We start from the raw sequence: 24,577 nt of genomic DNA, 5'->3' as shown, positions 1-24,577 counted from the left end.
CCGGCGGTGTGGTCGTCGATTCCCTGCAACTGTGGATCGGCACGGGTTCGAACAGGGCGGTGCTGCGAGGCAGCGGGACAGCGGAACGCCGATCAGACGGCGAGTGCGGCGGCCATCGCATCTAGCGGGGCCGATCGGCCGGTGAACAGTTCCACCTGGGTGACGGCCTGGTGGAGCAACATCACCAGTCCGCCGGCGACCGCACCCCCGCGGTCGGCGACGGCGGCGGCCAGCGGTGTCGGCCATGGCGCGTAGATGGCGTCGACGAGGCGCGGCGACGCGGACACCGAGGCAGCGAGGGGTGCGGCGGCGTCGGCGGGCACCGTGCTGACGGTGACCGCGGCGTCGGCGCAGCGTGCGGCGAGATCGTCCGACGGCGCGAACGCGACCACCTCGGCGGGCAGCCCCAGCGTGTCGGCCAGCTCGAGAAGTGTTGCGGCGCGCACCGGTTCACGAACCACCACCGTCACCGATCCGGCGCCGGCGGAGCTCAGCGCAGCCAGCGCCGGGCGCGCGGTGCCGCCGGCACCGAGCACCACCGCCGACGCGCCCTCGAGGTCCTCGGCGCCCAGTGCACGCAGGGCTCCGGTCACGCCGTCGATGTCGGTGCAGTCGGCCCACCAGCCCGAGGCTGTGCGCACCAGGGTGTTCGCCGAACCCACCATGGCCGCCCGCTCGGTGACCTCGTCGGCGTGGTCGAGCGCGGCCACCTTCGCGGGCATGGTCACCGACAGCCCGACCCAGCTGTCGTCGAGGCTGTCGACGAGGTCTCCGAGCCCCTCGGCGCGGCACTCGATGCGTTCGTAGGTCCAGGTGTCCAGGCCGAGCGCGCGGTAGGCCGCCAGATGCAGATCGGGTGATCGCGAATGGTCGATCGGCGACCCCAGGACGGCGGCCCTACGTACCGGCGCCGCAGCGGTGGTCACCGGCATCCGACGGCGAGAACCTTGTTGTCGCAGGCCTTCTGCCGGTTGCGGAGGTGCTCGGCGTAGTCCTCGGTGAACAGTGTCGTGCCCTGCGGGTCGACGGCGACGAAGTAGATCCAGTCACCGGCCGGCGGGTTGTCGGTCGCCTGCAGCGGGGCCTTCCCGACCGACCCGATGGGAGTCGCCGGCAGGCCGTTCACCTGATAGGTGTTCCACTTCGTGTCGGCGGTGTAGGCGTCGCCGGAGACGTCGATGTTGACCACGGCCGCGGTGTAGTTCGCGGTCGAGTCCATCTCCAGTTTCTGGTTCTTGCCCAGGCGGTTGAGGATGACGCGCGCGACCTTGCCGTAGTCGTCGGGGTTCGCGACCTCCTTCTCCACCACCGAGGCCGACACCAGGTTCTGATACGGGGTGAGCCCGGTGTCGTTGCCGGCGAGCAGTCCCCACTGGTCGAACAGCGTTGCGCTGGTGGTGATGAGGTACTTCAGCATCGCGGTCGGCGACAGGGTGGGATCGATGGCCTCGAACGCCACGGGCGCGATGAGACCCTCGATACGTCGATGATCACCGTCGAGGCGTTCGACCTCGGCCGTCGCCCACGACGGCACCCCGAGGTCGGCGGGCGAGGCGGTCGCGGCGGCCTGCGCGAGCTGTTCCTGCGTGACACCGGACCGCCGACCGTCGATCGTCACGGTGGTGGCCTGGGCGATCATCGCGAAGATGCCGGTGCTCGGAGAGCCGTCCGCGGTCTGTTTGGTGTCGAGTTGCCGACCGGGCGGGATGACCACGCGACCCACTCTGTTGGCGTCGCCGTCGAGCATCGACACCGCGGTGGCCGCGGGTATGCCGGTCCGGAGTTTGTAGAACCCGGCGGAGATGGAACCCGAGCCCGCGGCGTCGGTGAAGGCACGCACGCTGGCGACCACGCCGCGATCGTGCAGGATCTCGCCGAACTGGGTGAGCGTCGAGTCCTGCGGGATGGAGACGAGCACGTCGCCGGTGCCGGATGCGTTCGAGTAGTCGTCGTCGTCGACGAAGAAGCCGGTCATCCGCAGGCCCACGTACCCCAGCGACCCGATCACCGCGATCATGAAGACCATGGCGAGCGCCAGCACCACGCGGCGCCGCCGCCGACGGGCCTGCATCTGGGCGGTCGCGCGGCGCCCCTGGCCACCCCGTCCCTCGCGGCGCTCACCGCTGCGGCGCCGGGAGCCGCCCTGGGCGCCTTCCCGGGCGTCGTCGGGGGTGTCGATGGGCACCGTGGTCGGTTCGTCGGCCACCGGCGCCCACATCGCCTGATCCGCGTAGGACCGCGGGTCGCGCCCGGTGTCGCCACCGCGGTCGTCGTGGCGGAAACGGTCGTCGGGCGCTGCCCGGTCGGGGGCACCGTCCACCGGCGGGATCGCCCGGGGTCGGGCACGCCGCGGTTCCTGCCAGAGCGGTTCACCTGCGGTGTCGGCACGTGGGGCGCCGGTCGCGGTACGTCGGGGGTCGAGCGGAGGGAGGTCAGGGCGCCGGGCCGGACCTCCGCGGGCGCGACGATGCGGGTGTGCCCCGCCGTTGTCGGCGATCAGCCGACGCAGGCGTGCCGTCTCGGCCGGGTCCTGACCGTCGTCGGCGGCGCGCCGGCGGTGCGGACGCGGGGGTTGGTCGGTCACCGTTCGTCGCCCCCGACCGACTGCAGATCGAGCCACGACTGCAGGATCGCCACGGCAGCGGCCTGATCGATCACCGACCGCTGCTGCTTGGCCGAACGCCCGCTCGCCCGCAGCATCTGGGTCGCCGCCGCGGTGGTGAGCCGCTCGTCGTGGAAGGTGATGGGGACCGGCGCGACACGCGGCGCCAATCGTTCGGCGAACGCGGTCGCGGCTTGCGCGGCGGCGCCGTGTTCGCCTTTCAGGGTCGTCGGCATCCCGACGACGACCTCGACGGCCTCGTACTCGGCGACGATGTCGGAGATCCGAGCGAGGTCGGAGGCGTCCTTGGTTCGGGCGACAGTCTCGATCGGCGTGGCCAACATCCCGTCAGGATCACACGACGCGACCCCGATACGCACGCTTCCCACGTCGACGGCGATTCGCCGTCCACGCGGCCGCAGCGGACTCACCCCTGCGCCCCGACGGTCTCCCGCACCCTGCGCACGGCGGCGTCGATCGCCGAGGCGTCGGTTCCCGAGCCCTGTGCGAGATCGGGTTTGCCGCCGCCACGCCCACCGAGGAGCGGGGCGATGTCGGACACGATCGACCCCGCCGACAGGCCGGCGTCGCGTGCGGCGGCGGTGACCGCGACCGCGAAGGGCACCTTGGCGTCGGACACCGAGAACAGCGCGACGACGGCGGCCTGGGAGCCGAATCGACCGCGGAGGTCGGTCGCCAGACCGCGGAGATCGCCGCCTGCGAGTCCGTCGTCGAGGCGAGCCGCGACGACGAGGGTGTCGCCGACGCGTTCGGCGTCGCCGACAAGCGATGCCGCCGATGCCTTCGCGGCCTCGGCCTTCATCCGCTCGATCTGCTTCTCGGCGTCACGCAGACGCTCCACGAGGTGGGCCACGCGCTCGGGCACCTGGTCGCCGGGCACCTTCAGTGCCGACGACACCGACGACAGCAGCGCGCGTTCACGGGCGAGGTGTCGATAGGAGTCGAGGCCCACGTAGGCCTCCACGCGGCGTACCCCTGAGCCGACCGACTGCTCGCCGAGCAGGGTGACGGGACCGACCTGCGCGGAACTGCCCACATGGGTGCCGCCGCACAGCTCCATGGAGAACGGTCCGCCGATCTCGACCACGCGGACCCGGTCGCCGTAGTTCTCGCCGAAGAGCGCCATCGCGCCCATCGCACGGGCCTCGTCGAGCCCGGTCTCGAACGTGTTCACCGCGTGGTCGGCCTCCACCGCGGAGTTGGTGATCTCCTCGATCTCGGTGCGCTGGGCGTCGGTGACCGGGCCCTGGGCGCGGAAGTCGAAGCGCAAGTATCCGGGGCGGTTGAGCGAACCGGCCTGGGTGGCACCCGATCCCAGCACCTGTCGCAGCGCCGCACCGACGAGGTGGGTGCCCGAGTGGCCCTGCGTCGCGCCGCGACGATGCCCGGCGTCGACCTGTGCGAGGACGACATCGCCGACCACGAACTCGCCGGCGTCGACGGTCACGAGGTGCCGCCAGACCGACTTGCCGATCTTCTGCACGTCGGTGACGCGTGCGCGGGCGCCGGTCGTGGTGCTGAGCGAGCCGACGTCGGCCATCTGCCCACCGGACTCGGCGTAGAGCGGACTGCGGTCGAGGATGATCTCGGCCTCATGTCCCACCCCGACGACCGGTAGCGACGCGCCGTCGCCGACGATGCCGAGAACCGTTGCCTCGCTGACGAGTTCATCGAAACCGGTGAACTTGGTCGGTCCGCGGTCGAGGAACTCGCGGTACACCGAGAGGTCGGCGTGACCGGCCTTGCGGGCGTTCGCATCGGCCTTGGCCCGGCGTCGCTGCTCGCTCATGAGGTCGGCGAAACCCTGCTCGTCGACCTCGAGTCCCGCCTCGGCGGCCATCTCCAGGGTGAGGTCGATCGGGAAGCCGTAGGTGTCGTGCAGGGCGAAGGCGTCGGTGCCCGCGATGACCGTCGCGCCCGACGACCGGGTGGCCGCGGCGGCGTCGTCGAAGAGCTTCGATCCGGCGGCGAGGGTGGCCGAGAACGCGTCCTCCTCGGCGACCGCGGTGGCGCGGATCGACGAGGACTGCTCGGCCAGAACGGGATACGACGGCGACATCGTCGCGATGACGGTGTCGATGTAGTCGCCCATCGTCGGCTGCTGTGCGCCGAGCAGACGTGACGATCGCACGATGCGCCGGAGCAGACGTCGCAGCACGTAACCGCGACCGTCGTTGCCGGGCGTGATCCCGTCGGAGATCAACATGACCGCGGTGCGGGCGTGGTCGGCGATCACACGGAACCGGACGTCGGCCTCGGCGGCGCCCTCACCGCCGGCGCCGTAGCGGCGTCCGGTCAGCCGTTCGGCAGCGTCGATGACGGGCTTGAGGAGGTCGGTCTCGTAGACGTTGTCGACACCCTGCAGGATCGTCGCGACGCGCTCGATGCCCATTCCGGTGTCGATGTTGTTCTGCGGCAGCGGACCCAGGATCTCGTAGTTGTCCTTGCCGATGCCGGGGCCGCGCTGATTCTGCATGAAGACGAGATTCCAGATCTCGATGTAACGGTCCTCGTCGGCCTCGGGCCCGCCTTCGACGCCGTACGCCGGTCCGCGGTCGTAGAAGATCTCCGACGACGGCCCGCACGGTCCGGGGACACCCATCGACCAGTAGTTGTCGGCCATGCCGCGACGTTGGATGCGCTCGGCGGCGACGCCGATCTCGTCGCGCCAGATCCCGGCCGCCTCGTCGTCGTCGACGTAGACCGTCGGCCACAGGCGTGACGGGTCGATACCGAACCCGCCGTCGTCGACCGAACCGGTCAGCAACGACCACGCGAACCCGATGGCCTCACGCTTGAAGTAGTCACCGAAGGAGAAGTTGCCCGCCATCTGGAAGAAGGTGTTGTGGCGTGTGGTGATGCCCACCTCCTCGATGTCGAGGGTGCGCACACATTTCTGGATGCTGGTCGCCCGCGGCGACGGCGGGGTCTGCTCGCCCAGGAAGTACGGCTTGAACGGCACCATGCCGGCGTTGACGAACAGCAGATTGGGGTCGTCGAGGATCAGCGAGGCGCTGGGGATCTCGGTGTGACCTGCGGCGACGAAATGATCGAGGAATCGCTTCCTGATCTCGTGGGTCTGCACCTGATGTCCTCACGCCGATGTGGTCGAAAGCCGGCACCGACCGCACGGGCGGGTCATCAGGTGCACGACACCCCGCGCCAACCGCAGAGCGAGTCCACCCTACCGTTTGCCGGTCCACGCCCCGACGATCGAGCGCAGGCGTCCCACCCGGGCGGAGATCTCGCGCTCGTGCCCGTGGTCGGTGGGCGCGTAGTACTCGACGCTGACGAGTTCGTCGGGCGGGTACTGCTGGGCCACCACCCCGCCGGGCGCGTCGTGCGGGTATCGATAGCCCTGGGCATTGCCGAGTGTCGCCGCACCCGCGTAATGGCCGTCGCGCAGGTGCGGGGGCACCGCACCGGCCTTGCCTGCCGCGACGTCGCCCATCGCGGCGCCGATGGCCGAGACCACCGCCCCCGACTTGGGCGCGGTGGCGAGGTGGATGGTGGCCTGGGTGAGAGCGAGTTTCGCCTCGGGCATCCCGACGAGCGCGACCACCTGGGCGGCGGCGACCGCGGTCTGCAGTGCGGTCGGGTCGGCCATCCCGATGTCCTCGCTGGCATGGACCATCAGCCGCCGCGCGATGAACCGCGGGTCCTCCCCCGCGGTGATCATGCGCGCGAGGTAGTGCACCGCCGCATCGACGTCGGAGCCCCGGATCGACTTGATGAAGGCACTGATGACGTCGTAGTGCTGATCGCCGTCGCGGTCGTAGCGCACCGCGGCGCGATCCATCGCCGACTCGACGTCGGCGAGCTCGATGCGCGGGATGCCTTCTGCACCGGACTCCCCCGTGTCTCTCTCCGCCGCGCCACCGCGCGCGGCTCCCGCGGCGACCTCGAGGGCGGTGAGTCCCCGGCGGGCGTCGCCACCGGCGAGGGCGACGATGTGGTCGAGGGCGTCGTCGGCGATCTCGACCGTCCCGGCGAGCCCCCTGTCGTCGACGACCGCACGGTGCAGCACCTCGCGCAGATCGTCGTCGGTGAGCGGGTGCAGCTGCAGGACCAGCGACCGCGACAGCAGCGGGGAGACCACCGAGAACGACGGGTTCTCGGTGGTGGCGGCGACCAGCAACACGATGCGGTTCTCGACGGCGTCGAGGAGCGCGTCCTGCTGGGTCTTGGAGAAGCGGTGCACCTCGTCGATGAACAGCACGGTCTGCCGGCCGTCGATGAGTGCGCGGCGGGCGACCTCGATCACCGCGCGGACCTCCTTGACCCCCGACGACAGCGCCGAGAGCGCCTCGAAGCGTCCGCCGGTGGCCGTGGAGATCAGCGACGCCATCGTGGTCTTACCGGTCCCGGGCGGCCCGTAGAGCAGCACCGAGGCGGCGCCGGAACCCTCGATGAGCCGGCGCAGGGGTGAACCGGCGGCCAGGAGGTGCTGCTGGCCCACGATCTCGTCGAGGCTGCGCGGGCGCATGCGGACCGCCAGCGGACCCGTGTCGGGACCGAGGGCGGCGGCGCCGGAGGTGACGGGGGCGAGATCGTGTCGCGACTCCGGCGTCGGGGTGTCGAAGAGGGCGTCCTGCGACTCCCCGAACCCGTCTCGGCCGGTCATCGAGGTCACCGTCGACCCGTCGAGATCATTGCCGAGCCATCGGTGTCACCGCAGCCAGGCTGCGTCCAACGCCGAACCGATGGCGTCGGCGGCGGCCGCGATGTCCTGCTCGCCGGCCCGACGGGCGGCCGCCGCGAGATCGGTCCACCGGGCGACGACGACAGCCGGATCGGAGGTGCGCAACGCCAAACCCCGCGCATGGCGGTCGTCGCCGAGATCGACCGGCAGCATCCACACCGTCGCCAGCCACACCCACAGCACCCTGGCCGTCAGGACCTTGCGGTTCAGTTCGCCGTCGTGGCTCAGTGCGGGCCAGATCGCCTGTGTCTCCGAACGCCAGGCGTCGACCATGGCCGTCTCGAGGTCGGCGCGGCGGTCGGCCCAACGGGGGGCCAACTCGGCGGAGAAGGTGACCACGGCGTACCCGATGTCGAGGGTGGCGTCGCGGAACCCGCCCCACTCGTAGTCCATGAACTGCACGCCGTCGTCGTTGATGAGGATGTTGGGCGGTCCGACGTCCGACGGGCTGAACGCCCGGTGCTCCCCCTCGGCGAACAGCATCTGTGCGCGTGTCAGCAGGTCGACGAACCCGTCGGAGACCTCGACACCGAGGTGCTCGCCGAGCACCTCCGGCGCGCGTGACACCGCGATCTGTACCTGCGCGGTGAGCGCCTCGACGTCGCCACGTGCGGGTCCGTGCCGGAGCAACGCCGCGAAGTCGTCCTCGCCCCCGACGGTGGCCGCGTGCATGCGGCCCAGGGCCTGACCCCACGCGCTGATCGCATGGCTCGGGTCGGCGTAGTCGGTGCTGGCCAGCAACGCGCTCATCGACCGACCGTGCCCGAGGTCGCTGAGCACGATCAGCCGTTCGGCGGAATCGGAGGCGATGAGCTGCGGCCCCGGCCGCGACCGCATCGGCAACGCGGTGGCGTACTTGTACGAGGCGAGTTCACGGGCGAAGGCGTCGGCCGGTTCGTCCGCGGGAAGCACCTTGATGACGAGGCTGCGGTCGGGCGACAGGGGGTTCTGGGCGACACGGACGCGGACCACGTCTGTGCGACCGCTCCCGGCCAGGTCGACGGGGTCGGCCAGTGCGACCGGACTCCCGGCCCGCGCGGACAACACTCGTTCGGCCGTACGGACCGCACCTGCGGTGCGCCCCTCGGCGATGACAGTCATTGCTCCCCAACCTACCCAACGCGTCACGTCGGACCACCCACGCGGCGGCGTCCAGCCACCACACGCGTACAGATGTCCTACGGCGAGATCGTCACGTCCTGCGGCCCCGGCGACTCTTCTTGCGACACGGTCGGCAGTTCGAGCGGTGCCACGTCCACCGACACCGAGATCGTGCTCGAGGTCGAATCCGTGTAGATCACTCCACGGAGCGGCGGAACATCATCATAGTCACGTCCCCACGCGACTGTGACATGCCTCTCATCGACGAGCTTGTCGTTGGTGGGGTCGAAGGCGATCCACTCCCCTCCCGGCACCCACACCGCGGCCCACGCGTGACTGGCATCGGCGCCGACGACCCGTTCGCGACCGGGCGGCGGGTCGGTCGCGAGATATCCCGAGACATACCGCGCGGCGAGCCCGTTGGCGCGCAGACAGGCGATCGCGACGCGGGCGAAGTCCTGACAGACGCCCTCGCGACGCTCCATCACCGTCGCGACCCGGGTGCTCACCGCCGTCGACCCGGACTTGTAGGTGAAGTCGCGGTGGATGCGTGTGGTGAGTTCACCGATCACCTCGATCAGCGGTCGACCCGGGGTGAAGACCGTCGATGCGTAGTCACGGACTGCGTCGGTGATCTCGGGTGGGAAGAGATCGAGGACGAACTCCCGCGCGTCGGCGTCGCCGGCCGCGGTGGGCCGGGCCTGCTCCCACGGCGCCACGGCAGGACCGGTCGCGATGAGGTCGGGATCGATCGGGTCGACGTCGACGAGCGACGAGCCGGTGACCTCGAGTCGGTGGTGCGGGGTCCGGACGTGGAAGTAGATGTCGGCGTTGCCGAAGATGTCGGTGCCGGTCGATCGGTCGGCCGGTTCGGGGTCGATGGTGACCTCGGCGGAGAGGACCCGTTGGCCGGGCATCGCCCGCGGCAGCAGGAAGCACCGACCGAACGACGCGCTGACCACGTCGGCGTAGTCGTAGGTGGTGCGATGGGTCACGCGGTAGCGGCGCGTCGACACCGCTTCGACTGTGGGGGTCCTCATGTCGCGTCCACGGTGCCGCCCCACAGGGGCTGGATGTCACGCGGGGGTGCGAAGCGGGTGCGACCCAGTACGTCGGACACCTCGCGGACCCCGCGTGCCAGTGCCGTCATCAGCTCGGCCAGGTCGGCGCGGCGGTCGGAGTCGTCGACGGAGACGAGATCCGCCGGATCGACACGGCGTAGCTCGGCGATGAGGTCCTCCACGGTGCGTTCCACCGCGGCCGACCGGATCTCGTCGGGCAACGACGCGAAGTCGTCGCGCAGGCGATCGAGCTGGTAGATCATCGAGCGCGGGTTCGTCTCGTCGAACAGCGACAGCACCAGCACCGAACGCAGCCGCACCACGCCGCGGTTGCGGCGGCGGTAGATGACGGCCGATTCGTTGGCGACGAGGAACGCCTCGAGCAACGCCTGCTCGATCTCCGGGTCGTGTGCGTCCACCAGGGTCGACCGTGTGAGGTCGGCGAGCACCAGTGCCCGTTCGATGCGTCGTCCGGCGTCCATGAACAGCCACCCCGGGTCGTGCACCATCGATTCGGCCTGCAGACCGGCCAATGCCAGCAGTCCGTGCAGCATCGTCTCGTGAGCGTGCGCGAGGTCGTCGACGTCGACACTGCTGTCGTCGTCGGCGTCGCCGGCGTCGCCTGCGTCGTCGTTCGGGGCGACGGTGTGGGCGAGATCGGCGAGCGCCCGTTCGATCGTGCCCAGCACCATCCATGTGCTCGTCGACATCTGGTCGCGGACGGCGCGGGCGGCGGCCACCAGGCGGTCGACGGCGTGGGCGATCGATCCCGGCATCGACCGCGACATGGTGAGTCGACCCAGGGCGGCGAGCGCCAGGGTCGCGTCGCCGACGGTGGTGTGCCCGGATCCGGCGGGCGGCAGCGTCCCCAGCTGGTCGGCGGTGGCCGTCGTCGTCGCCACACCGGCCAGGAACAGCGGGAGGGCGCCGGTGCCGGGCATCCACGGACGGTGATCGCGCGCCTGGTAGCGCTCGCGGGCCACCGCGGTGAGGCGGACGGTGAGCTCGGCGCGTTCGCCGTAACGGCCGAGCCAGAACAGGTCGGCCAGCACACGCGGCGACGTCGCCGAGCGGTCGACACCGACACCCACGGTCGGAAGCGACAGCGGCTGCACCGATTCCGCGATCCGCGTGGTGTCGCCGACGCCCTCGGGGCTGGTCACCCAGACGTCCTTGGCGGCGACGGCCCGCATCGTCGATCCGGCCGGCCCCGATTCGAGCACCTGCCCGAGCCCGCCGGGCATCACGCTGTACCCCGAACTCGACGACACCGCGAAGGTGCGGATCGCGACCGGTGCGGCGCGCAGGCGCCCCGGAGCTCCCGGTGCGGCCGGGGTCATCGACGGGGCGACCGAGAACCTCTCGGTGCGGCGGGCCACCCACTGCCAGGGATCTGTGTCGATGCGGTCGCGGACCGTCTCACGCGTCGCGGAAGACAGTTCTGGACCCAGGAACTGCTCCCCGGTGCGGACGTTGTCGATCACCAGCTCGGCCAGGTCGGCGCGGATCTTCGACCGATCGAGATCGTCACCGGCCCAGAACGTCTCGACAGGAAGCAGCAGCAGGTCCTCGTCGAGCAGCGCCGAGGCGAGTCGGTCGGCGACGGTGTGCAGCGCGGGGTTCTCGAGCACCCCACTACCCAGGGTGTTGACGACGGTGACGCTGCCGCGCGCTATCGCCTCCACCAGTCCCGCCACGCCCAGCCGAGAGTCGGTACGCAGGTCGAGCGGGTCGCAGAACGCGGCGTCGACGCGACGCAGGATCACGTCGACCCGTTTGAGGCTGCCCAGCGATCGCATGAAGACGACGCCGTTGACGACGAGGAGATCGGCCGATTCCACCAGGGGGAAGCCCAACTGCGACGCGACATAGGCCTGGTCGAACGCGGTCTCCGACAACGACCCCGGGCTGAAGACGACCACCGTCGGGTCGTCGACACCGGGCGGCGCGTGATCGAACAACGCCAACCGCAGCGTCCCGGCGAAGGTCGTCATCGCCCGCGGGCCCACGCGGCCGAACGCCCCCGACAGGGCGCGGGAGGTGAGGCGTCGATCGACGATGGCGTATCCGATACCCGACGGCGCCTGGGTGTGATCGGCCCACACCACCGGTGAGCCGTCGGCGGCTCGACCGATGTCGGTGGCGTGCAGGAACAGCGCGTGCGGGCCGGGGTTGCCCAGGCCCGCGGCCTTGCGGATGTAGCCGGGGTGCCCGAACACCATCTCCGGCGGTACGAGGCCCGAGGTGAGGGTGCGGCGATCGCCGTAGATGTCGACGAGCAGCCGGTCGAGCAGCAGCGCGCGTTGCGCCACAGCGGATTCCAGGCCGGCCCACTCGTCACCGTCGATGACCAGCGGGACACTGTCGAGTTCCCAGAGCTGTGCCGGTTGCGGCGGCGCGGAGGCCGACGGGGACGCCACGCGGTCGCCGGTCGGGGTGTAGGTGATGCCCTCGTCGGCGACCATGGTCCGCAGCCGGGTCGCGGTGCGGGTCAGACCGGCCTCACCGGTGCGGGTGACACCGGCGACGAGCCCCTCCCACTGGGGGCGCACGGCGCCGGCGGCGTCGATGAGCTCGTCGTACGGGATCGACGCATCCACCCCGTCGCCCCGCATGCGATCGGGGTCGAACAGCCCGAAGCGGTCGGACCGGTACCGGTCGACGACGGCAGGGACCTGCGCGGGTTGCCCGGCCGGCGGCGAGGGTGGGTGCACCGAGGTCACCGCAGGACCGTACGCGCCCGCCGCAGGTCGAGGATCGTCGGCACGCCGAGGTCGGTCGCGAGGCGTGCGGCCATCTCGCGCAGCGCCGCGGTGTCGACCGGGCCCGGGGTGTGGCCGATCGCCTCGAACCGGCCGTTGCGCCGAGACTCGGCCTCGACGGCGTTGACCGGCGGTCGTTCGTACGCCCGGCCCCCCGGATGGATGACGTGGTAGGTCGCGCCACCCACCGAGCGGCCCGAGAACGTGTCGACCATGTCGAACACCAGCGGCGAGTCGATTCCCACGGTGGGGTGCAGTGCGCTCGGCGGTTGCCACGCCCGGAACCGGATGCCCGCGACACGTTCGCCGGGGCGACCGGTCGGGGTCAGCGGCAATGGGAAACCGTTGCAGGTGAGGATGAACCGGTCGTCGTCGCTGCCCTGCACCCGCACCTGCACGCGCTCGATCGACGAGTCGACGTAGCGGGCGGTGCCGCCGGCGGTCGACTCCTCGCCGAGGACGTTCCACGGCTCGATCGCGCCGCGCAGCTCGATCTCCTGGTCGCGGATCTGGACCGTCCCCAGGCGCGGGAACCGGAACTCGGTGAACGGATCGAGCCACGCGGTGTCGAACTCGTGGCCCGCCTCACGGAGGTCCTCGGCCACCTGGGCGATGTCGGCGATCACGTAGTGCGGCAGGAGGTGTTTGCCGTGCAGATCGGCGCCGTGACGGATCAGGCGACCGCGGAACGGGTGGTCCCAGAACCAGGCCACGAGACTGCGTACCAGCAGCGACTGCACCATCGCCATCTGATGGTGCGGCGGCATCTCGAACGCCCGCAGTTCCAGCAGTCCGAGGCGTCCGCGCGCGGAATCGGGGCTGTAGAGCTTGTCGATGCAGAACTCGGCGCGGTGGGTGTTGCCGGTGATGTCGGTGAGCAGATGTCGCAGCGCGCGGTCCACCGTCCACGGGTTCGCGTCGCCGTCGTCGCCGGTGAGGCGGTCGATCTCGGCGAACGCGATCTCCATCTCGTAGAGGGCGCTCTCGCGGCCCTCGTCGGCGCGCGGCGCCTGTGAGGTGGTGCCGATGAACCGTCCGGAGAACAGGTACGACAGTGACGGGTGGCGCTGCCAGTAGCTCAGCATCGACACGAGCAGGTCGGGGCGGCGCAGCAGGGGCGACTCCGCCGCGGTGCGTCCACCCAGCGTGATGTGGTTGCCGCCGCCGGTGCCGCCGTGGCTGCCGTCGAGATCGAACGACTCGGTGCCCAGCCGGGCGTGGCGCGCCTCGCGGTAGATCGTCTCCAGGAGGGTCGACTGCTCGGCGAACGACGCCGTCGGCTGGATGTTGACCTCGATGACCCCGGGATCGGGGGTGACGGTGAGCGACTGCAGGCGACCGTCGGAGGGCGGGCCGTATCCCTCGACCACCACGGGTCGATCGATCGCGGTGGCGGCGGTCTCGATCACGCTGATGAGGTCGACGAACTCCTCGAGTCGCTGCGTGGGTGGGAGGAAGACGTAGAGGACGTCGCCGCGGATCTCGGCGACGAGGGCGGTCCGCGGGACCGGACGGTCCGCCCTGTCCTGCTCCTCGGGGGTCTCGTCGGCATCCGAATCCTCGGCGTCGACGTCCTCGTCGTTCTCGTCCTCGTGGTCCGTGCCCTCATCGGTGCTCTCGGAGGGCGGCAGCGGCGGCGCGGTGATGCGCAGGGGCGCGGCCGGCGCCGTCGGATCGGCCTCGAAGGTGACCGGCGCCGGCCCCCACGACAGCGAGTCGAGCGGCAACCGCAGCCCCGCCGGACTCGTGCCCGCGGTGAGGACGAGGCGACCACGGCGGGTCGTCCAGGCCGCGCTCTCCCAGGCGGTGTCGTCGTCGGTGCGACTGATCGGCAGGACGTGCGCGGTGGGCACGGTGACCGGTTCGTCGAGTCGTGCCAGCAACTCCCGACGGGCGGCGGTGCCGTCGTCGGTAGGGGTGAGATCGCGGCCGCGGCCGCGGAAGCCCGCCGTCGGATCGTCGTCGACATCGGCATCTGGTTCGGCGACGTCGGCGGTCGGATCGCCCTCCGGGCTGCGGAGCAGTTCGGCCAGACGCAGCAGCGGGTCCTCGAACGCGGGCCGGACGGCCTCGCGGGTGACGCCGACGGCGTCGGCGACCGCGGACATGAAGGCGCCCGTGACGTCGGCCGAGGCCGCATCGGGGCGGGTGACCGTCGTCGTCATCGACGCGGCCGCCTTCTCCGCGTCGGCCCACGGGTCGGCGAGGAGTTCCGGTCGATGCCACAGCGCCTCACCGTCGGTACGCCACAGCAGACCGATCTGCCAGCGCGGCAACGGTTCTCCCGGATACCACTTGCCCTGACTGCGTTGTACGAGCCCGGTCGGTGCGTAGATCGGGCGCAGGCGATCGGCCAGCACCGACGCGAGGCGACGTTTGTCGGGTCCGTCGGCGGCGGTGGTCCACTCCGGCGCGGTCTGATCGTCGATCGACACGAAGGTCGGTTCGCCACCCATCGTCAGACCGACGCCGCGTTCCCGCATCCGGGTGTCGACCACGGCCCCGAGGTCCACGACCCGACGCCACTGATCGTCGGTGTAGGGCAACGTGACCCGAGGATCCTCATGGAAGCGGGTCACGACGTTGGAGAAGTCCATCGTCGCGTGGCACGGCCCCGTCGCCCCGGTGATGGGTGCCGCGCCGCCGGGCGAGGGTGTCGCGGCCAGCGGGATGTGTCCCTCGCCGGCGAACAGTCCCGACGTGGGGTCCATACCGACCCAGCCCGCGCCGGGCAGATAGACCTCGGTCCACGCGTGCAGATCGGTGAAATCGGCCGACGGTCCCGACGGGCCGTCGATCGACTTGACGTCGGAGGTCAACTGGACGAGGTATCCGGACACGAACCGCGCCGCGAGTCCGAAGCGGCGCAGGATGGCCACCATCAGCCAGGCCGAGTCACGACAGGATCCGATGGCGCTGGTGAGCGTGTACTCCGGGCTCTGCACGCCGGCCTCGAGGCGGACGGTGTAGTTCACGTCGTCGCGCAGTGCACGGTTGACCGCGACGAGGAAGTCGATGATGCGGATCGGGCCGGTCGGCCGGTGATCGGCCACCCATTGCGCGACGGCGGGACTGTCGTCGTCTCCGGCGTCGCCACCGCCGACGCTGTGACGACCGGGCGCGGAGTCGGTGACCGGGCGCAGGTAGGCCTCGAGGTCGGTGCGCATCGCGTCGGGGTAGGAGAACCCGAAGTCCTCGGCCCAGTCCTCGATGAAGAAGTCGAAGGGGTTGATCGAGGTGAGATCGGCGACGAGTCCGACGGTGATGCTCAGCGTCGTCGTGGGCTCCGGGAAGACCAGGCGCGCCTGATAGTTGGCGAACGCGTCCTGTTGCCAGTTCACGAAGTGCTCGGCCGGTTCGATCGCGAGCGTGTACGCCTCGATGGGGGTGCGCGAATGTGGCGCCGGACGGAGCCGGACCACGTGGGGATACACCTTCACCGGCCGGTCGAAGGAGTAACTCGTCCGGTGTTCCAGTGCCACCTTGATGGTCAACGCCGCTTACCCCTGTCCGTCACCGCGGGCGCGCCGCGAACCGACGACCCGCAGTCGATCCCATCACAGATCGGGGGTCGTCGCCGCCCGCCGACGGGCCAGCAGACGGTGTATCGCGAGCACGCAGACGCCGGCGACCACGATGCCGACCATGTTGACCGCGAGCTGTGCTGTCGACTCCGCCGCGACCCGCCACTGGCCCAATGTCGCGGCCACCACCGCGTACCCCGCGGCGGGGACTGTCGTCACCGAGATGAACACCCCCACGAGTGCCGCCGATTTCGCCGACACCAGCGACAGCATCCCCGCGGCACCGGCGAGGATCGCCACCACCAGGGAGAACGGGCCGACCTGATAGATGAAATCGACCTGGTCGGCGGTGGTCACGTCGGTGATGTCGACGGTGCCGGTGGCCTCTCCGAGGACGGCGGCGAGGCCGGTGACGACCATGGCGACAGGGAAACCGATGACCAGCGCGTAGACCGAGCGGCGCGCGAGATCGAAGCGGCGACGGACGAATCCGACCGCGATGCCGGCGAGCGGGCCGAACTCGGGCCCGACGACCATGGCACCGACCACGGTCACCGGCGAGTCGGTGATGACACCGACCGCCGCGAGCAGACACGCCAGGGTCAGGAACGTGACGAAGGTGACGCTCAGCGTCGCGTCCTCACGCGTCCGGCGGGTCAGTTCCTCCCAGATGATGGCGTCGTCGGGGTCGCCCGGTGCGTCCTTCTCGGCGCGCACCGCGGCATCGGAGATCACCGTGTCGAGCGGCTCCATGGTGATTGCGCCGTCGTGCGTGAGGCCGAGCGCGAGCAGATCGTCGAGGACGTCGTTGACCGCCTCGCGGGTGATGTCGGCCTCGATCAGGTCGCCGGCCGGTTCGAGCGCCGCCCCCGGATGGACGATGAGGTGGGTGATACCGACCGCTTCACGCAGCAGGGCGACCACGTCGACACCACAGTGGTCCGGCGCGATGATCCGCAGGTGCAGCACGGTCGGTGGTGGCGATCAGGAGTCGGCGGGGGGCGGCGTCTGTGCCGACGACGGGTTCGCCGCAGCCGCGGGCTTCGGCGGTGGCGCGTCGATCCCGGACTCCTTGCGCTGCGCCGGGGTGATCGCTGCGGGCGCTTCGGTCAGTGGGTCGACACCGCCACCGGACTTCGGGAACGCGATGACCTCGCGGATCGACCCCTCACCGGCCAGCAGCGCGGTGATGCGATCCCATCCGAAGGCGATGCCGCCGTGCGGCGGGGCGCCGAAGGCGAAGGCGTCCAACAGGAATCCGAACTTCTCCTGCGCCTGCGCGTGGTCGATGCCCATGAGCGCGAAAACACGCTCCTGCACGTCGCGGCGATGGATTCGGATGCTGCCGCCACCGATCTCGTTGCCGTTGCAGACGATGTCGTAGGCGTAGGCCAGCGCCGCACCCGGATCGGCTTCGAGGTTGTCGAGCGACTCGGGCTTGGGTGAGGTGAAGGCGTGGTGCACGGCGGTCCAGGCGCCCGAGCCCACGGCGACGTCGCCGGTGGCGGTCGCATCGGCTGTCGGCTCGAACAGCGGGGCGTCGACGATCCACGTGAAGGCCCAGGCGGTGGGATCGATGAGGTCGAGCTTGCGGGCGATCTCTCCCCGCGCTGCGCCGAGCAACGCGCGCGAGGTCTTGGCGCCTCCGGCGGCGAAGAAGACACAGTCGCCGGGCTTCGCACTCACATGGGCGGCGAGTCCCTCGCGCTCGGCGTCGGACAGGTTCTTGGCGACGGGTCCGCCGAGGGTGCCGTCCTCGCCGACGAGGACGTACGCGAGACCCTTCGCACCGCGCTGCTTGGCCCACTCCTGCCAGGCGTCGAGCTGACGACGGGGCTGGCTCGCCCCACCGGGCATCACCACGGCGCCGACGTACTCGGCCTGGAAGACGCGGAACGGGGTGTCGGAGAAGAACTCCGCACACTCGACGAGCTCGAGCTCGAAGCGCAGATCCGGCTTGTCGCTCCCGTAGCGGCGCATCGCCTCGGCGTAGGTCATCCGCGGGATCGGGGTCGGGACGGTGTAGCCGATGAGCTCCCACAGCGACACCAGGATCTCCTCGGCGAGAGCGATCACGTCGTCCTGGTCGACGAAGCTCATCTCCACGTCGAGCTGGGTGAACTCGGGCTGGCGATCGGCGCGGAAATCCTCGTCGCGGTAGCAGCGCGCGATCTGGTAGTACCGCTCGAGGCCACCGACCATGAGCAGCTGCTTGAACAGCTGCGGGCTCTGCGGCAGCGCGTAGAACGAGCCCGGACGCAGTCGCGCGGGCACCAGGAAATCGCGCGCGCCCTCGGGCGTCGAGCGGGTCAGTGTCGGGGTCTCCACCTCGACGAAATCGCGGGCACCGAGCACGGCTCTGGCCGCGGCGTTGACCTTCGAGCGCAGCCGGATCGCGGCGGCGGGGCCCTCACGACGCAGGTCCAGGTAGCGGTACTTGAGGCGTGCCTCCTCGCCGGGTGACTCGTCGAGCTGGAACGGCAGGGCCGCCGACTCGTTGAGCACGGTCAGCTCCGCGGCGTTGATCTCGATGCCGCCGGAGGCGAGGTTGGCGTTCTCGCTGCCCTCGGGGCGCGTCTCGACGACACCGGTGACCTGCACGCAGTACTCGGCGCGGAGCCGGTGGGCGGTGTCGGCGACCTGCTCGTCGCGGAACACGACCTGCACCAGGCCCGAGCTGTCGCGCAGATCGATGAAGATCACCCCGCCGTGATCACGACGACGCGCCACCCATCCGACGACGGTGACGGTGTCGCCATCGTTGTCGGCTCGCAGAGATCCGGCGAAATGGGTGCGCAGCACGGGTGTCCTCTCATGAAAAAGGTGTTCTCGAGGGGAGCCTCGACGGTCTCCGATCCTACGTAGGATGACCCTCCGAACACGAATGCGTTTCGCGCTCGTGCGCAGCGAAGGAGAGCGATGACGTTCCAGGGCGACGGTCCACTCGACACCAGCGGGGTCTCGGGCGGAGGCGGCGGCGGACGCGGCCGCATCGCACTCGGCGGCGGGGCCGGGATCATCGTGGCGATCGTGGCCGTGCTGTTCGGCGTGAACCCCGGCGACATCCTCGGCGGTGACAGCGGTTCCACGTCGAGCGCCACGTCGGGATCGTCGGGTACCAACACCGCCATCCAGAGCCAGATCGACAGCTGCACCATCGCCAAGGCCAACACCGACACCATCTGTCGGATCGTCGCGACCACCAACAGCCTCGACAAGGTGTGGCCGACGCTCGTCGACGGCTACACCACACCGAAGACGGTCATCTTCGCCGACGCGATCACCACCGGCGGCTGCGGTTCGGCCACCTCGGCGGTCGGGCCGTTCTACTGCCCCGGCGACAAGACCGCCTACTTCGACCCGACCTTCTTCACGACGCTGGCCGATCAGCTCGGCGGCAGCAACGCCCCGCTCGCCCAGGAGTACGTCGTCGCCCACGAGTTCGGCCATCACGTGCAGAACCTGCTGGGGACCATGGACCAGGCCCAGCGCCTCGGATCACGGGGCGCCACATCGGGTTCGGTGCGGTTGGAGTTGCAGGCCGACTGCTACGCAGGCGTGTGGGCCGAACACGCCGACAAGGGTCTCGACGCGATGCTCGAACCGCTGACGCAGCAACAGATCGGCGACGTGATCACCACCGCCAAGGCCATCGGCGACGACACCCTCTCGGGCAAGAACGACACCGAGGGATGGACACACGGTTCGGCCGATCAGCGCGTCCGCTGGTTCACCACCGGATACCGCTCGGGCGACCCCTCGAGCTGCGACACCTTCTCCACCAACCGCCTCTAGACCCGCAACTGCGGAGGGTCTGATTGCATGGACCGATGACCGGTACCGAGACGCCTCGCACCCCCACCGAGATCGACGCGATCGCCGAGGATTTCCTCGCCCGCTCGTGCGCCGCCGACCCTGTGTTCGCCTCCGACGTCGGGGTCACCGACCATGACGATCAACTCACCGATCACTCACCCGACGCCGTCGCCGACCGCACCGCGACGGCACGCGAGGCCCTGCGGCGGCTGGCGGCGGCGCGCCCTGTCGACGACGTGGACCGGGTCACCGTCGCGACCATGACCGCACAGATCGGACGGTCGATCGCCGTCGACGACGCGGGGCTGCGGGTGGGTGAGGTGAACGTCATCGCCTCACCGCTGCAGGGTGTGCGCGACGTCTTCGACGTGATGCCGGTCGACACCGCCGAGCAGCGCGAGACGATGCTCACGCGGATGCGTGCGCTGCCCGCGAGCATCGACTCCATCGTCGCCGGCCTGCGACACCGCGTGCAGGCCGGCCCTCCGCTCGCGCGCAGGCAGGTCGAGCTCGTCGCGGCGCAGGCCGGGGACGCCGCGTCGGCGTTGGCATCGAACATCGCCCGCGCCACAGCGACCGGCGCCGACGGTGACGCCGACGCGTTCGGCGCGGCCCACGCCGCGGCCGGTGCGGCGTTCGAGTCACTACGCGAGGTGCTGCTGGCCGAGGTGGCCCCGACCGCCGCCGACGCCGACGGTGTGGGCCGTGACCGCTATCTCCTGCACTCGGCGGAGTTCGTCGGCACCGACATCGACCCCGACGAGGCCTACGCCTGGGGCCTCGATCACCTGCAGTCGATCGTCTCCGAGCAGGAGACACTGGCCGAGCAGATCGCCCCCGGCGCCGGGGTCGCCGGCGCCTTGGCCGCCCTCGACGACGACCCGCGCTACCAGATGACCGACCGCGACGCGTTCGTCGCGTGGATGCAGGAACTGTCCGATCGGGCCACCCTCGGTCTCGCCGGAACCCACTTCGACATCCCGGACGGTCTCACCGCACTCGAGTGCCGTCTGGCCCCGTCGGCGGTCGGGATCATCTACTACACGATGCCCAGCGAGGACCTCACCCGTCCGGGCCGCATGTGGTGGTCGGTGCCGCCGGAGCAGACGGTGTTCCACACCTGGCAGGAGACGACGACGGTCTTCCACGAGGGCGTGCCCGGACACCACCTCCAGCTCGGTCAGGCCATGATCAGCCCCGACCTCAACCGGTGGCGCAAGCTGGCCTCGTTCACCTCCGGTCACGGTGAGGGGTGGGCGCTCTATGCCGAACGACTGATGGACGAGCTCGGTTGGCTGACCGACATCGGCGATCGGATGGGGATGCTCGACTCACAGCGTCTGCGTGCTGCGCGCGTCGTGGTCGACATCGGTGTGCATTGCGGGCTGCGCGCCCCCGATGAGGTCGGCGGGGGCACCTGGGACGCCGACAAGGCGTGGCAGTTCCTGTGCGACGCGGTCGCGATGGACCGCAACGTGCTGCGGTTCGAGTTGAACCGCTACCTCGGCTGGCCGGGCCAGGCCCCCTCGTACGCCCTCGGACAGCGGGTGTGGGAGCGCACCCGCGACGATTATCTTCGTGCCGATCCGGACCGCACGCTGCGCGATTTCCACTCGCGCGCACTGCGGCTCGGCGGCGTGAGCCTCGACGTCCTGCCGGGTGGCGTGGCGGGGACGATCGCCTGACAGACGCTCAGGCGACGGTGGCGGCGATGTCGTCGACGACGGAATCCAGGGCGACGGTGCGCTGCGAACCGTCGGCGAGGTCCTTGATCTCGATCTGACCGGATTCGAGCTCACGGTCGCCGAGCACCAACGCGAGCCGTGCCCCTGAGCGGTCGGCGCCCTTCATGGCGCCCTTGAGTGCGCGACCGCCGTAGGCGATGTCGATGCTGACGCCGCGGGCCCGCAGTTCGCCCGCAAGGACGACGAGACGGTCGAGTGCCGCCTCCCCCATCGGGACGCCGTAGACGCGACACCGCGCCGAGGTGGTGTCCGGGACGGCCTCGGCGTCGAGGGCGAGGACCGTGCGGTCGACGCCGAGCCCGAATCCGATGCCGGACAGTTCCTGTTTGCCGCCGAGCTGACTCATCAACCCGTCGTACCGTCCACCGCCGCCGATCCCCGACTGCGCGCCGAGACCGTCGTGGACGAACTCGAAGGTCGTCTTCGTGTAGTAGTCGAGACCGCGCACCAGGCGCGGATTGACCTCGTAGGCCACGCCCAGTCGATCGAGGTGTCCGCGGACGGCCGTGAAGTTGTCGCGCACCGAATCGGAGAGGAAGTCGATCATCAGCGGTGCGTCGGCGGTGGCCGCTTTGATCTCGGGGCGCTTGTCGTCGAGGACGCGCAGCGGGTTGATCTCCGCCCGCCGACGCGTCTCGGGATCCAGATCGAGCCCGAACAGGAACTGCTGCAACGCCTCCCGATACGCGGGCCGGCAGGTGTCGTCGCCGAGGGTGGTGATCTCCAGGCGGTAGCCGCGCAACCCGCAGCGGCGGAACCCCTCGTCGGCGATGGCGATCACCTCCGCATCGAGGGCCGGGTCGTCGACACCGATGGCCTCGACACCCACCTGCTGCAGCTGCCGATAGCGACCGGTCTGCGGCTTCTCGTAGCGGAAGAACGGGCCGTGATAACTCAGCTTGATCGGCAGCTGACCCCGGTCGAGTCCGTGCTGCAACACCGCCCGCATCACCCCGGCGGTGCCCTCCGGACGCAAGGTCACCGAGCGGTCGCCGCGGTCGGCGAAGGTGTACATCTCCTTCGACACCACGTCGGTCGACTCGCCCACACCGCGCGCGAACAGCGCGGTGTCCTCGAACACCGGCAGCTCGACGTGGGAGTACCCGGCCAGTCGCGCCGCCCGCGTCAGCTCGTCGCGGACGGCGAGGAACCGGCTCGAGTTCGGCGGCAGATAGTCGGGTATGCCACGCGGCGCCTGGAACACAGAGCTCACAGTCCGTGTCGTCCTTTCCTCGGTCCGTTCTCGGCGCTGTCGTCGACACCGGGCAGGCCGGCGAGGAACGGGTTGACCGCCCGCTCGCGACCGACACTGGTCTGCGGCCCGTGTCCGGGCAGCACCTGCGTCTCGTCGCTGCGGGTCAACAGCGTGGTGGCGATGCTGCGGAGCAGCTGCTCGTGATCGCCCCCGGGCAGATCGGTACGCCCGATCGACCCCGCAAACAGTACGTCGCCGGAGAAGCAGACCGGTAACGCGCCGTCGCCGGTGTCGGCGAGGGTCGACAGCAGCACCGATCCCCGCGTGTGGCCGGGCGCCAGATCGACGTCAAAGCCGATCCCTGCCAGGTCGACCGGCTCCCCGTCGGCGAACTCGATCACCTTCTCGGGCTCCCGGAACACGATCCCCCCGATGACCGACGACAGGGCCGGACCGATCCCGGACGCGGGATCGGCCAGCATGTGCCGGTCGGCGGGATGGATGTAGGCCGGGATGGAGTACTCGTCGCACAGCACCGCGGCGTCCCACGTGTGATCGAGGTGACCGTGCGTGAGCAGCACCGCGACCGGTGTCAGGGAGTGCTCGGTGAGCAGTGCCCGCACGCTCGCGGCCGCATCCTGGCCGGGGTCGATGATGACGGCCTCGGCACCGGGACGGTCCGCGACCACGTAACAGTTGGTCGCGAACATCCCCGCGGCGAAACCGGTGATCAACAACGTCTGCTCCTTCAGTTGATCGGTACATCATCGCAAAGGCGGCTGTGAACGGGGTTCTCCCGCCGCACCCATGGGACACGCCCCGCCTCGTTGCCCACCCCTGAGAGGTCTTCACAGGGTCGGCTGGCAGACTCGCAGGCGTCAGAGGTGGCTGGCGTCACCTCCTCACGAGCCGGGCGTCGACTATTCGCCCGGCGTCCCAGTGGTCATCGATGGAGGTATCGCGGCTGTGCCCAGCGACCCAACCGGCAACGGCAACTCTTCGGACAACACGTCGGACGACCCCGGGGTCGGCGGTGAGCAGATGACCAACGAGCAGCGACGGGCCGAGGCCAAGCGCAAGCTCGAGCACCGGCTCACCACCCAGCAGGCCACCGCTCGTCGCCGCAAGATCATCGTGGTCACCACCTCGGTGGTCGTCGCCGTGGCCGTCATCGCCACCGTCGGCACGCTGGTGACCAACAAGGTGCTCGACGACCGCGAGAAGGCCCGCTACACCGCCTGCGCGTACACCCCGACGCCGGCGGATGCGAACCCGTTCTCCCAGCCTCCGCAGATCCCGCCGAACCTCACCGGTGAGCAGCTCACCCGGGCCCGACAGTTCGTCGCCGATTTCACCGCGGGCAAATCCAAGCAGCGCACGGCGACGATCCCGGCCGACCGCCAGCTGAAGAAGGGCGACGAGACCGCGACGCTGACCACCAGCCAGGGCACCATCGGAATCGACCTCGATCGTTCGTCGGCACCCTGCAACGTCGCGGCGGTCGCCTCGCTGATCGAGCAGAAGTACTACGACAACACCGAGTGCCACCGGATGACCGAGGGCGGGACGGGCAAGATCGCGGTCCTGCAGTGCGGCGACCCGACCGCGACCGGTGCCGGTGCGCCCGGGTGGACGAGCCCCGACGAGTTCCCGACCGACCTGAAGGCGGTCCCGCAGGACCCGCAGATGGCGTCGCTCGGTGTGCCGGCCTCGGTGGTCTACCCCCGCGGCACCGTCGCGATCGCCAACAGTTATCAGCCCGGTCAAGGTGGTCAGGCCTCGGGCGCGAACACCGGCTCGGCGCAGATGTTCCTCGTCATCAACGACAGCGAGCTGCCGGCGAACTACAGCGTCATCGGCAAGGTCGACGAGGCGGGCCTCGCGGTGCTCGACAAGGTGTACAAGGGTGGCCTGACGCCGGGCATTCGACCCTCGCAGGATCCCAACACCGGTGCGGTGACCTACGCACCGACACCGGGTGACGGCAAGCCCAAGCTGGCCGTGGAGATCGAGAAGGCCACCGTCAGCTGATCGGCCGCCGGCCCATC

16 protein-coding genes are annotated in these 24,577 nt (G+C 70.3%); 3 read left to right on the top strand and 13 right to left on the bottom strand.

What is annotated here, in order from left to right:
• Positions 1–92: 92 nt before the first annotated feature.
• From ACLBW1_RS18700 to aspS, 11 genes are all read right to left on the bottom strand, one after another.
• Positions 93–932, bottom strand: a complete 840-nt coding sequence (locus tag ACLBW1_RS18700; RefSeq protein WP_447813296.1) for a shikimate dehydrogenase — start codon at positions 930–932, stop codon at positions 93–95.
• Positions 923–2,584 (bottom strand): endolytic transglycosylase MltG, encoded by a 1,662-nt coding sequence (locus tag ACLBW1_RS18695; protein ID WP_447813295.1) that lies wholly within the window; start codon positions 2,582–2,584, stop codon positions 923–925. The genes ACLBW1_RS18700 and ACLBW1_RS18695 overlap by 10 nt, the downstream gene beginning before the upstream one ends.
• Positions 2,581–3,033: a Holliday junction resolvase RuvX gene (gene ruvX / locus ACLBW1_RS18690; RefSeq protein WP_447813294.1), complete on the bottom strand. Its 453-nt coding sequence runs from the start codon at positions 3,031–3,033 to the stop codon at positions 2,581–2,583. Before ruvX ends, ACLBW1_RS18695 begins: the two co-directional genes overlap by 4 nt.
• Positions 3,030–5,708: an alanine--tRNA ligase gene (alaS, locus tag ACLBW1_RS18685; RefSeq protein ID WP_447813293.1), complete on the bottom strand. Its 2,679-nt coding sequence runs from the start codon at positions 5,706–5,708 to the stop codon at positions 3,030–3,032. The genes ruvX and alaS overlap by 4 nt, the downstream gene beginning before the upstream one ends.
• A 99-nt stretch (positions 5,709–5,807) precedes the next feature.
• A complete protein-coding gene (locus ACLBW1_RS18680) occupies positions 5,808–7,109 on the bottom strand; it encodes a replication-associated recombination protein A (protein ID WP_447813620.1) in 1,302 nt (433 codons plus the stop codon).
• A gap of 183 nt (positions 7,110–7,292) precedes the next feature.
• On the bottom strand, positions 7,293–8,426 hold the full coding sequence (locus ACLBW1_RS18675; protein ID WP_447813292.1) for a hypothetical protein: 1,134 nt from the start codon (positions 8,424–8,426) through the stop codon (positions 7,293–7,295).
• A gap of 77 nt (positions 8,427–8,503) precedes the next feature.
• Positions 8,504–9,466, bottom strand: coding sequence for a transglutaminase family protein (locus ACLBW1_RS18670; protein WP_447813291.1), 963 nt, complete (start codon positions 9,464–9,466; stop codon positions 8,504–8,506).
• Positions 9,463–12,102, bottom strand: coding sequence for a circularly permuted type 2 ATP-grasp protein (locus ACLBW1_RS18665; RefSeq protein ID WP_447813619.1), 2,640 nt, complete (start codon positions 12,100–12,102; stop codon positions 9,463–9,465). Before ACLBW1_RS18665 ends, ACLBW1_RS18670 begins: the two co-directional genes overlap by 4 nt.
• 104 nt (positions 12,103–12,206) lie before the next feature.
• Complete coding sequence (locus tag ACLBW1_RS18660; protein WP_447813290.1) at positions 12,207–15,743, bottom strand: transglutaminase family protein; 3,537 nt, start codon at positions 15,741–15,743, stop codon at positions 12,207–12,209.
• A 63-nt stretch (positions 15,744–15,806) separates the two neighbouring features.
• Positions 15,807–16,742, bottom strand: a complete 936-nt coding sequence (locus ACLBW1_RS18655; protein WP_447813289.1) for a DUF389 domain-containing protein — start codon at positions 16,740–16,742, stop codon at positions 15,807–15,809.
• Positions 16,743–16,757: 15 nt separating this feature from the next.
• Positions 16,758–18,575, bottom strand: a complete 1,818-nt coding sequence (gene aspS / locus ACLBW1_RS18650; protein ID WP_447813288.1) for an aspartate--tRNA ligase — start codon at positions 18,573–18,575, stop codon at positions 16,758–16,760.
• A 117-nt stretch (positions 18,576–18,692) separates the two neighbouring features.
• On the opposite strand from aspS, the gene ypfJ reads away from it, so the two are divergent.
• Entirely contained in the window at positions 18,693–19,568 is an 876-nt protein-coding gene (ypfJ, locus tag ACLBW1_RS18645) for a KPN_02809 family neutral zinc metallopeptidase (RefSeq protein WP_447813287.1), read from the top strand.
• Positions 19,569–19,603: 35 nt separating this feature from the next.
• Positions 19,604–21,274: a DUF885 domain-containing protein gene (locus tag ACLBW1_RS18640; RefSeq protein ID WP_447813286.1), complete on the top strand. Its 1,671-nt coding sequence runs from the start codon at positions 19,604–19,606 to the stop codon at positions 21,272–21,274.
• 7 nt (positions 21,275–21,281) lie between these two features.
• On the opposite strand, the gene hisS is transcribed toward ACLBW1_RS18640, so the two are convergent.
• Positions 21,282–22,547, bottom strand: coding sequence for a histidine--tRNA ligase (hisS, locus tag ACLBW1_RS18635; protein ID WP_447813285.1), 1,266 nt, complete (start codon positions 22,545–22,547; stop codon positions 21,282–21,284).
• On the bottom strand, positions 22,544–23,266 hold the full coding sequence (locus ACLBW1_RS18630) for an MBL fold metallo-hydrolase (RefSeq protein WP_447813284.1): 723 nt from the start codon (positions 23,264–23,266) through the stop codon (positions 22,544–22,546). The genes hisS and ACLBW1_RS18630 overlap by 4 nt, the downstream gene beginning before the upstream one ends.
• 304 nt (positions 23,267–23,570) lie before the next feature.
• Here ACLBW1_RS18630 and ACLBW1_RS18625 point away from each other — a divergent pair, with 304 nt between their 5' ends.
• Entirely contained in the window at positions 23,571–24,560 is a 990-nt protein-coding gene (locus ACLBW1_RS18625; RefSeq protein ID WP_447813618.1) for a peptidylprolyl isomerase, read from the top strand.
• Positions 24,561–24,577: the final 17 nt, after the last annotated feature.

The organism is Williamsia sp. M5A3_1d, assembly GCF_053345315.1.
The sequence above is the reverse complement of the archived record's forward strand: the minus strand, read 5'-3'. Positions and strand labels throughout refer to the sequence as shown.

Bases quoted from the DNA above. Each gene is read 5' to 3' on its own strand.
- ACLBW1_RS18680 (WP_447813620.1), bottom strand. From the start codon at position 7,109: ATGCGCCCGCGCAGCCTCGACGAGATCGTGGGCCAGCAGCACCTCCTG.
- ACLBW1_RS18670 (WP_447813291.1), bottom strand. From the start codon at position 9,466: ATGAGGACCCCCACAGTCGAAGCGGTGTCGACGCGCCGCTACCGCGTG.
- ACLBW1_RS18640 (WP_447813286.1), top strand. From the start codon at position 19,604: ATGACCGGTACCGAGACGCCTCGCACCCCCACCGAGATCGACGCGATC.
- ypfJ (WP_447813287.1), top strand. From the start codon at position 18,693: ATGACGTTCCAGGGCGACGGTCCACTCGACACCAGCGGGGTCTCGGGC.
- ACLBW1_RS18700 (WP_447813296.1), bottom strand. From the start codon at position 932: ATGCCGGTGACCACCGCTGCGGCGCCGGTACGTAGGGCCGCCGTCCTG.
- ACLBW1_RS18675 (WP_447813292.1), bottom strand. From the start codon at position 8,426: ATGACTGTCATCGCCGAGGGGCGCACCGCAGGTGCGGTCCGTACGGCC.
- ACLBW1_RS18625 (WP_447813618.1), top strand. From the start codon at position 23,571: ATGACCAACGAGCAGCGACGGGCCGAGGCCAAGCGCAAGCTCGAGCAC.
- ACLBW1_RS18665 (WP_447813619.1), bottom strand. From the start codon at position 12,102: ATGCGGGGCGACGGGGTGGATGCGTCGATCCCGTACGACGAGCTCATC.